At 56.5% G+C, this 9540-nt stretch carries 9 protein-coding genes; 1 reads left to right on the top strand and 8 read right to left on the bottom strand.

Features of this window, described 5'->3' with window-relative positions; all coding sequences use genetic code 11:
* Positions 1-27 precede the first annotated feature (27 nt).
* The 8 genes from P1U71_RS16995 to P1U71_RS16960 form a co-directional block, all read right to left on the bottom strand.
* Positions 28-1137 (bottom strand): FAD-binding oxidoreductase, encoded by a 1110-nt coding sequence (locus P1U71_RS16995; protein WP_301106865.1) that lies wholly within the window; start codon positions 1135-1137, stop codon positions 28-30.
* Positions 1134-2156: a histone deacetylase family protein gene (locus tag P1U71_RS16990; RefSeq protein WP_301106864.1), complete on the bottom strand. Its 1023-nt coding sequence runs from the start codon at positions 2154-2156 to the stop codon at positions 1134-1136. Before P1U71_RS16990 ends, P1U71_RS16995 begins: the two co-directional genes overlap by 4 nt.
* A gap of 31 nt (positions 2157-2187) precedes the next feature.
* Positions 2188-3114 carry a 3-keto-5-aminohexanoate cleavage protein gene (locus P1U71_RS16985; RefSeq protein WP_301106863.1) on the bottom strand — a complete coding sequence of 309 codons (927 nt, stop codon included), beginning with the start codon at positions 3112-3114 and terminating at the stop codon, positions 2188-2190.
* Between the two features lie 12 nt (positions 3115-3126).
* The gene (locus P1U71_RS16980) at positions 3127-4485 is read right to left on the bottom strand and encodes an aspartate aminotransferase family protein (protein WP_301106862.1); all 1359 of its coding nucleotides are present in this window, start codon (positions 4483-4485) and stop codon (positions 3127-3129) included.
* Positions 4482-5567: an ABC transporter ATP-binding protein gene (locus P1U71_RS16975; protein ID WP_301106861.1), complete on the bottom strand. Its 1086-nt coding sequence runs from the start codon at positions 5565-5567 to the stop codon at positions 4482-4484. Before P1U71_RS16975 ends, P1U71_RS16980 begins: the two co-directional genes overlap by 4 nt.
* A 66-nt stretch (positions 5568-5633) precedes the next feature.
* Positions 5634-6773: an extracellular solute-binding protein gene (locus P1U71_RS16970; RefSeq protein ID WP_301106860.1), complete on the bottom strand. Its 1140-nt coding sequence runs from the start codon at positions 6771-6773 to the stop codon at positions 5634-5636.
* Positions 6774-6814: 41 nt separating this feature from the next.
* Positions 6815-7600 (bottom strand): ABC transporter permease, encoded by a 786-nt coding sequence (locus tag P1U71_RS16965; protein WP_301106859.1) that lies wholly within the window; start codon positions 7598-7600, stop codon positions 6815-6817.
* Complete coding sequence (locus tag P1U71_RS16960) at positions 7597-8466, bottom strand: ABC transporter permease (protein WP_301106858.1); 870 nt, start codon at positions 8464-8466, stop codon at positions 7597-7599. The genes P1U71_RS16965 and P1U71_RS16960 overlap by 4 nt, the downstream gene beginning before the upstream one ends.
* An 84-nt stretch (positions 8467-8550) precedes the next feature.
* On the opposite strand from P1U71_RS16960, the gene P1U71_RS16955 reads away from it, so the two are divergent.
* Positions 8551-9540 (top strand): LysR family transcriptional regulator, encoded by a 990-nt coding sequence (locus tag P1U71_RS16955; RefSeq protein WP_301106857.1) that lies wholly within the window; start codon positions 8551-8553, stop codon positions 9538-9540.

Here is a 9540-nt window from a genome sequence, read left to right as displayed (position 1 = left end):
TGGATCTGGACGCTGTCCTGCATTAATTCAGGCTACATTGAATAGCCGCATTGGATTTAACGCGGCAATGATTTTTGGAGAAAGGCTGTGAGTTTTGCCCAGGCAAAGCTCAGCTGACAGGGCGGCAAGGGCTGGGGCTGTCTGCATACCGTATCCACCTTGCCCTGCGAGCCAGAAAAACCCGTTCGCGTCGGGTGCGAAACCGGCGACTGGCGACCGGTCAGAGACGAAACTGCGCAAGCCCGCCCAGCTTTTCTCAACCCGGGTTACCGGCACGGTGACGGCCTGCTCAAAGCGGTCCAGTCCCTCCGCCATGACCATGTCGTCGGGCCAGGCGTCATGGGGTTCCACCGGGTCTTCATCGGCGGGGGAGACGAACAGCTTTCCCGCCTCCGGTTTGGCGTACCATTGCTCTGACGCTGTAACGAACAGGGGCCATCGCGTGATGTCGCACCCTTCCGGCGCAGGCAGGAGAATGGCGCTCCGGCGCATGGGCACCAGTCCGACTTGTCTGACTCCCGCCATTTCCGCGATCAAATCCGCCCAGGCGCCTGCGGCATTGACAAGGATCGGCGCCTGAAATTTACCGGTCGGCGTTTCTACGGTCCAGACAGCGTCGTTAAATGAAATTTTCCGGGCGGGAGCTGAGGTGACAATTTTACCGCCGCGCTTGCGTAAAAGCCGCGCATAGCCCTGAAGCATGCGGTCAACATCGATATCCTGTGCGTTGCGCTCAATGGCCGCCGCCGCAATTTTCTCGCGGCGGAGGATGGGAACGAGTTGGACAGCTTCGTCGGGGCTTATTCTTTCCATTCCTTCGGCGCCATCGAGATAGGACTCAAGCGCATCAAGCTCGGCTTCCGTTGCGATCATCAACTCGCCGCGGTGGGAAAGCAGGGAGCTGTCGGAAATGCCCGCGGGCTCCTTCAAGACAGGTTCGGCCGCCGCATTGAGGGCTCGTAACGTGCTATTCCCGTAGTTACGCAAGAAGATCGCGGCAGAGCGCCCGGATGAGTGATAGCCAATGACCTCTTCGGACTCCAAGACTGTGACCGTCGCTTCCGCTGCCATTTCAGCGGCGGCGCTGATACCGGCGATACCGCCGCCGATAACCAGAATGTCGGATATGGTGATCATGAATTTTCAAAACCCGTTATGAAGCTGGTCAGATTGTCGCCCAGCTCCTTCGATAGATATCCTCCTTCTTGTACCAGAAGGGTGGGTAATTCCAACGCCGAAATGGTTTTCCCGAGCCGGGCAAATCCCGGTGTCGTAATGGAAAGGCCCTGAAGCGGATCTTTTTCGTATGAATCGAGGCCAAGGGCAACGACGAGGCAATCAGCGCCAAAGGCCCGAATACGCTCGAGCGCGATTTGAAGGATTTTCAGATAATCGTCATCCCCGGTGCCGCGCGGAAGAGGGAGGTTCAGGTTATAGCCTCGGCCCGGGCCTTCGCCTCTTTCCTGGGTCGATCCCCAGAAAAACGGATAGAAGCGTTCCGGGTCGGCATGCATGGAAATGGTCAGGACATCAGACCGTTCATAGAATATCCCTTGCGTCCCGTTGCCGTGATGAACGTCGACATCGAGGATGGCCGGTTTCTTGCCCGCCTTTAAAAGCCAGTCGGCGGCAATGGCCGTATTATTCAAAAAGCAGAACCCGCCGGCAAGATCGCTGAAGGCGTGGTGGCCGGGCGGGCGGCTCAAGGCATAGGCGGCCTTTTCTCCCGCCAATAAATGATCCGCTCCGGTTAAGGCGGTCTGGGCCGACCAGTAAGCCGCCTCCCAGGTGCCGGCGGCAATCGGGCAAGCTGTATCCGCCTGATGATAACCTGCCTGTCCGACGGCGGACTTTGGATAATGTACATCCCGCCGGTCGGGATGGATATTTGGGATAACCTCGTCAGACGCGCCTTCAATCCGCTGCCAGCGGCGATGGATATTCTGCAGAAATACCAGATACTCCGCCGTATGGGTGGCGGCAATCGGACCGGCGCCGTGATCCATGGGCGCATTGAAAGTACACCCGGCGGCGAGTGCGCCTTCTCTCAAAACCTCAATGCGACGCGGTTGCTCCGGATTGGGAAGTGCCGTGCCGTTGGCCATAAAATGCTTCGGGTCATGCGCCCATTGACGATCGTCGAGAATTGCTTTCATGATTTTCTTCCAGTGCCGTTATTGGCAGTATTTAAAATTTTGTTTTTGTAGGGCCTTTAAGACCCAGAATATGGCGGGCGTCCGCCGGACTGGCAACCGTCCGGCCGAGCAGCTCAACAATTTCCCGGATTTTGGAAACCTGCTCGGCATTGGATTTCGCGAGGCGACCTTTGTCAATCTGCAGGCTGTCCTCAAGCCCGACCCGGACATGACCGCCCATCGCCGCCGACATGGTCGCGAGCGGCATCTGGTGGCGTCCGGCGGCAAGGACGGAAAAGGCATAGCTGTCGCCAAAAAGCTTGTCGGCAATTCGTTTCATATGCATGAGATTTTCAGGGTCTGCCCCGATCCCGCCAAGAACACCAAAAACAAACTGGATAAAGAGCGGTGTCTTGACCAGACCGCGATCAACGAAATGGCGCAGCATATAAAGATGCCCCACGTCATAGCATTCAAACTCAAACCGGGCGCCGCGATTGACGCCAAGCTCGGTCAGGATATGGGTGATATCGCGCGGCGTGTTCTTGAAAACGAGATCATCGGAATTTTCCAGAAACGGCTTTTCCCAGTCATGCTTCCAGTCATTAATCTTTGTCGCCATGGGATAGAGCGCAAAATTCATGCTGCCCATGTTCAGCGAGCACATTTCGGGCTCGGTCTGCTTCGGCGCCGCCAGCCGTTCGTCGAGCGACATCAGGGCACTGCCGCCCGTCGTCAGGTTGACGACAGCGTCGGTCCGTTGCGCAATTTCTGGAAGAAACGCCATGAAATGCTCTGTTGCGGCGGAGGGGCGACCAGTTTCCGGATCGCGCGCGTGTAAATGCAGAATGGCAGCCCCGGCATCCGCGGCGGCAATCGCCTGCTCCGCGATTTCCGTAGCAGTTACGGGCAGGTGAGGCGACATGGTGGGCGTGTGTATGGAGCCCGTCACGGCACAGGTAATGATAATCTTGCTCATTCAAATCTTTCCTCAGGCGGCGTTTGCGTGGACCGGGAGGCCATTTTCCTTGGCGAAAGCATCCAGCGCGGCAGTCAGAAGATCCATAATCTCCCCGACATTTTCCGCCGTCGTGATCATCGGTGGGCAAACAAGGAAATGATCTCCCTCATGGCCGCCGCGGGTTCTCCGGGAATAGATGATCAGGCCCTTGTCATAGGCAATATCCACGAGCCGCTGAAAAGCATTTAGCCCCTTGGGAAGCGGCGTCATGCTCTGGCGGTCAGAGACCAGTTCGAAGGCGAGGAGCAAACCCATGCCACGGACATCGCCGACAAACGGATAGCGTATCAGGAGCGTTTCCAGCTCGCTTTTCAGCAACGCGCCGACGCGGGAGGCATTGTCGATCATGCCCTGAATTTCAATTTCCTCGATCACGGCAACCCCGGCGGCGCAGGCAAGTGGATTTCCGGCATAAGTATAGCCATGCTGGAAGCCACCGGCGGTCAGAACCGGCTCGACAATAGCATCATCGGAGATCATGGCGCCAAGCGGGGCATATCCGGCGGCGAAGCCCTTGGAAATAACGAGAATATCCGGCTTGACGTTCCAATGTTCGGCGGCAAAAAAACGGCCCGTGCGGCCACCTCCCGTCATGACCTCATCGTTGATGAGCAGGACGCCGTATCGGGTGCAGATTTCGCGTATCCGCTGCATATATCCCTCGGGCGGGACCAAGGCGCCAGTGGAGGCACCACCCACCGGTTCAACAATGAAGGCGAGAACCGTTTCCGGTCCCTCCTGCAAAATCCTCTCTTCCAGCATATCCGCATAGTGATGGCCGGTCTCTTCACGGTTGATATCCAGCCCGTCAAGATAGGCACGCGGGGCCGGGATCTTCGGCATCTGGCGCATCATCGGGTCAAACGGGGCGGTCATGGGCGCATATCCCGTGAGCGCCAGCGCACCGAGCGTGCTGCCGTGATAGCTTGGGTAGCGGGAGATAATTTTATAACGCTGGCTTTGTCCTACGGCCACGGCGTATTGGCGCGCGAGCTTGATGGCGCTTTCCACCGCTTCCGAGCCGCCGGAGACGAAGAACACCTTCTCCAGCCCGTCCGGGGCGAGGGAAGCCGCCTTGGCCGCCAGCCGTTCGGAAGGTTCAGTCTCAAAATGCAGGCGATACCCAAAGGTCGATTTTTCCATCTGTTGGCGCATCGCCTCCAGCACATGTGGGTTCGAATGACCGATATTGCAGACCATCGCGCCCGAGGAGCCGTCGAGATAACGCTTGCCGTCGACATCCCACATATAAATCCCCCGCGCCTGGGCAAGCGCTGGACGGCGCAGGCGGGTTTGATAGAACAGGTGGCTTTTGGGTCTCTCACTCATGACGGCTCTCCGGCAAGGATGACACAATCTTCCGGGCGAATGCGGATGTCGACATGATTGCCTTTGGAAAAGGGAGAATCTTCAATCATATTAATGGCTTGCAGTTGCAGATCGCCAAGGCGCAGGAAATAGCGCGCAGCTTGTCCCTGATAATCGACGGTTTCAACGACCCCCTCAACAGCATGGCGCCCGTCGCGAGGTGTCCCCGGCGATGCCAGATGCAGTTTTTCGGCGCGGATGACGATCTTGCACTGCTCGGCGGGTTTGATCTCACGGGTTTGGTCTTTCGGCAGGGTAACGGGCCCCAATCCCTCAACCTCCATAAGAACCTCATCCGCCGAGACATCCTTGCAGGTGGCCGCGAGGATATTGGATGTGCCAAGGAAGCGGGCGATAAACTCGCTAGCCGGTTTGTTATAGACTTCTTCAGGCGGGCCAACCTGCTCGACACGCCCGTCGGACATGACGACAACGAGGTCGGACATGGCGAGGGCTTCGGACTGGTCATGGGTTACAAATACGGTCGTGATCCCGGTTTGCTGCTGGATGCGTTTGAGCTCGATACGCATGTCTTCGCGTAAATTCGCATCAAGCGCCGACAGGGGCTCGTCCAGCAACAATACATTTGGTTCGATAATGATGGCGCGGGCAAGGGCAATGCGCTGCTGCTGGCCGCCAGAAAGTTGCGCCGGATAGCGATCGCCAACGTCCGGCAGTTGCACAAGGTCAAGCGCGTCGCGCACCCGCCTCACACTTTCCTGCTTCGAGACACCCCGGTATTTGAGGCCGAAGGCAATATTCTGGGCAATCGTTTTATGCGGGAAGAGGGCATAGTTCTGAAAGACAATCCCGAGATTACGCTTGTGGATCGGGACGTCATTTACCCGCTGGCCGCCGATGGTGATATCTCCCTCGGTCGGGTCGAGGAGGCCAGCAATCATTCGGAGCGTTGTCGTCTTTCCACATCCTGACGGCCCGAGCAGCGTGATGAAGCTGCCCTCCGGCATATCCAGTGACATACGGTGAACGGCGGTAAACGCCCCGAAGCGCTTGACGATATTGTTAAGACTGACGACACTCACAAAATGTCTCCCCGGTAAAAGGTGAAGGAGCCCCGCCATCGCTAAATGGCGGGGAGCGGAAAGGGTTTAGTAGCCTTTCTGAATGCGGCCGAACTCCTTTGACCATTCTTGTTCATGACCGTTCCAATAGGTCGGATTGGCAAAAGTGAGTCCGTCGAGCGTTCCTGTCGGATCAAACGCCGGTAGTTTCGGAATTTTCTTGCCCAGATCGACTTTCTTGGGATCAAGCGCTGGCGGATAATTCTGTCCTTCGGCAACGGCGATCGAGGTTGCCGGAGCCAGCATGAAGTTCAGCAGCTCTTCGCAGGCCTCCATCGGGGAGCCCTTGATCACGAAGAGACATTCCTGCCAGCCAAACCCGTTTGGTGGATCCATATAACCGATGTCGTGGCCTTGTTCCTGAAGGGCATAAACCCGGCCGGACCAGGCTTCGGTCGCATAGATTTCCTCTTCGGCGAGCAGGCTCATCAGCTCGGCGCCGGAACTCCAGTATTTGAGAAGCAGGTCCCGGTTGGTGCGGATCGCAGTCCAGACGGCATCCATATCCTTTGCGTCGTTGGGGTCTTGTCCTGTTTGCAAGGAGGCGTACCAGATGCGCGTTCGCCAGTCGCCCCAAGCGCCGAGTTTACCTTTGAGCTCCTTGTCAATCAGGAGTTTGGCGCCTTTTTCCTTTGCCTCCTCATCCGAGATATGCTTGCGGTTATAGGCGATCCCGGTCGTGCCATAGTCATAGGGAACGCAGGACAAGGTCCCATCCGTTACTTTGCGGAAGACATCGGTCAGTTTCGGAATGACGAATTCGAGGTTCGGGATATTTTTCTCGTTCAATACACTGGTCAGGCCGAGATTGTTGTAACGGGCATAATCGAACACCCCGGAAAGATGGGCGATGTTATATTCGCCGGGCTGGCTCGCCTTGATGCGCGAGATATATTCGTCGCCGCTGCCAAACGTGCCGTCGACAACCTTGATGCCGGTTTTCTTGGTATAGGGATCGAAGGCATATTTGCGGAAAGCTTCCGAGACGACGCCGCCCCAGCCGTCGAAACGAACCTGCTCCGTTGCCGCCAATGCATGCTTGGCGAACGGCGTGGCGACGCCATAGGCGAGACCGGCTGCGCCGATCAGGCCAAGGAAGGAGCGGCGGTCCAGATCTCCGTTATTGTAGCGTTCCAGCAATCTCTCGTAGCGTTTTGAGTTGTCCATTTGGTTACCTCCTGAGTTTTTGAAAAATATGGTTACGCTTGTTACTCGCTGCTTTTTGTCGACATTTTCCGGACGATCCCGATCCCGAGAAGTGGGAGCCCGACGGTAAGAATGATCATGACGGTGCCGAGCGCATTGATTTCCGGGGAAATAGAATTGCGCAACATGGCAAAAATCTGTGTCGGAACCGTCTCAACGCCGCCCGGCTTCCAGAAAAGCGTCCCGGTGATATCGTCGAAACTGATAGTAAAGGCGAACAGCATGCCGGCGAAAATGGCGGGTGCCAGCAGTGGCAATGTGATCTGGAAGAAGGTCTGCCGGGGGCTTGCGCCGAGGCTCATGGCCGCTTCTTCAACATCGCGACGGATATTGACGAGCCGCGCCTGCACTACCAGCACGACGAAGGGAAGCGTGAATATGACATGCCCCATTAGCAGCAGGAAAAAGCTTTTGTTGATGGACAAGGCATTCAGGAACAACAACAAGGCGACCGCTAGAACGACTTCCGGCACCAGAATGGGCGCAATCAGCAGGGTCGAAATCATGTTCTGTCCGGGGACCTTGTAGCGCACCAGCGCTAGACTTGCCAGGACGCCGAGGGTTGTTGAGATGACCGCAGTCAACGAGCCCAGCAGGAGGGAGGTTTCAAAGGCCCGCAGGATCGCGTCGTTATTCGCGAGCTTGAAAAACCAGCGAAAAGACAGACCGGTGACCGGAAAACTTCCAAACTGATTGGCGTTGAAACTGAGCAACATGACAACACCGATGGGAAGGAACAAAAACAGATAAACCAGAGCGGTCCAGATGCGTAGGATCATCCAACTCATTTGCCCAGCCCCTTCATCAGTTGTCCCATGCCAAGGAAATGATTATAGACAAGGACCAGAGCCCCGAGGACAACCAAGAGCATAAGAGAGAGTGCCGAGCCGAGCGGCCAGTCGAGTTGGGTGATAATGGCTTCAAACACCAGGTTGGCGAACATGGCGTCCGATGGACCGCCTAGAATAACCGGCGTGATATAGGTCCCCGCTGCCAGCACAAAACAAAGGAGCCCACCCGCTGCCAGCCCGGCGATCGAGAGCGGCAGGGTCACTTCCAGAAAGCTTTGCCAGCGCGTCGCACCGAGTGAGCAAGCGGCATCCTCCAGCGTGACGTCAATACCCTCAAGACTGACATAGATATTCAGGATCATGAAGGGGAGCAGGAAATGGACGAGACCGAGAACGATTGTCACCTGATTATAGAGCATCTGGATCGGCTCGGATATGATGCCCAGCGATATCAGCAGGGAATTGATCGCGCCGGAAACTCCCAGAATATTGATCCAGGACATGGTCCGGATGATATAGCTGATCCAGAACGGCAACATTAACAGGAGCAGCAAAAGTGCCTTGTTGCCTTTGGACCGGGCGATGAAATAGGCGGCGGGATAGCCGAGCAGGGCGCAGACAGCCGTTGTGATCGCCGCTATCTTGAGGGTGTAGAGGAGAATATCGCGGTAAAACGCGTCGGTCAGCGCTTCCGTCCAGTTATCGAGAAAGAAACCGACCTGATCGGCCCCCGTCGCTGTCCTGAGCCAGAAAGAGTAAACGACGATGAACAGAAGCGGTATGACAAGCAGCAGCGTGATTGCGACCAGCGAGGGCGATAGCAATATCCACGGCTGCCGCGCCTCTCGCGTTTCGATTGTCATTGGCTGGGATCTCCCTCGCCCCGGATGAATTCTCTGGATTTGATCGTTACATATGGGTTAGTATTGATCAAATAGATAATGATAATGTTCAATATTGATGAAATTTATAGTGGCATGGATAATTCGGACCCAACAGAACGACTGGCCCGCGATCTTGATTGGAACCTTCTCCGGACATTTGTCGTCATCGCAAAATCGAAGAGCCTGACGGAAGCCGCCGAGGTGCTCCGCCTGAAGCAGCCGACACTGTCCAGCGCGCTGAAGCGTCTTGAAGACAGGATCGGAAAGAAGTTGATTGAACGTTCTCCTGGCCGCTTTCACCTGACCGCCGCCGGTAAGGTGCTGGAACGGGAGGCGATAGAGATTCATGGCGCCATGCTCCGTCTCGGCACGTTGATGCGGGACGTCACGGACGAGGTGAAGGGGCATGTCCGGATTGCCATGGCCAGCCATGTTATCTGCCCGGTGTTTAACGAGGCCTTGACGGAATTTCATGCGACACATCCAATGGCAACCTTGTCGATTGATGTAACGGCCAGCCGTTTTGCACTGGAAAACCTGACGGCGCGACATGCTTCGCTCGCTGTCTGCCTGGTCCATGATCGCAGCCCGAAACTGAAATACAGACGGCTGTATCAGGAATATTTTGGCCTTTTCTGCGGGCCGTCCCATCCTTTGTTCGGCAAGGAAAACCTGACCACGGCGGATCTTGCGGGACATTCCTCGGTCAGTTTTGTCACGGACCAGATGGACGATGCGCTTCGACCGGTGACCCTGATGCGGGCGGAGGCACATTTGAGCGACCGCGTCGTCGGAAACTCGGCCCATCTGGAAGAGGTGCGACGTATGATTATCGCGGGCCTTGGCATTGGTCCGTTGCCGATCCATGTTGTCCGCCGCGATCTCGAAGACGGGTATCTATGGCAGCTGCCGCCCTATGAGGATATGCGGAAAATTGATGTCTATGTGGTCTGGAACCCAAAAGCCCAGCTTAACCGGGCCGAGCAGGCGTTTCTCGACGCGCTGATTACCCGCATAGACCAAACTGATATTAGCGAGCGTACCTATCGATAG

The organism is Sneathiella sp. (assembly GCF_029233945.1).
GTDB lineage: Bacteria > Pseudomonadota > Alphaproteobacteria > Sneathiellales > Sneathiellaceae > Sneathiella.
Note: the sequence above shows the minus strand (reverse complement) of the source record. Positions and strands in the feature narration are given on the sequence as shown.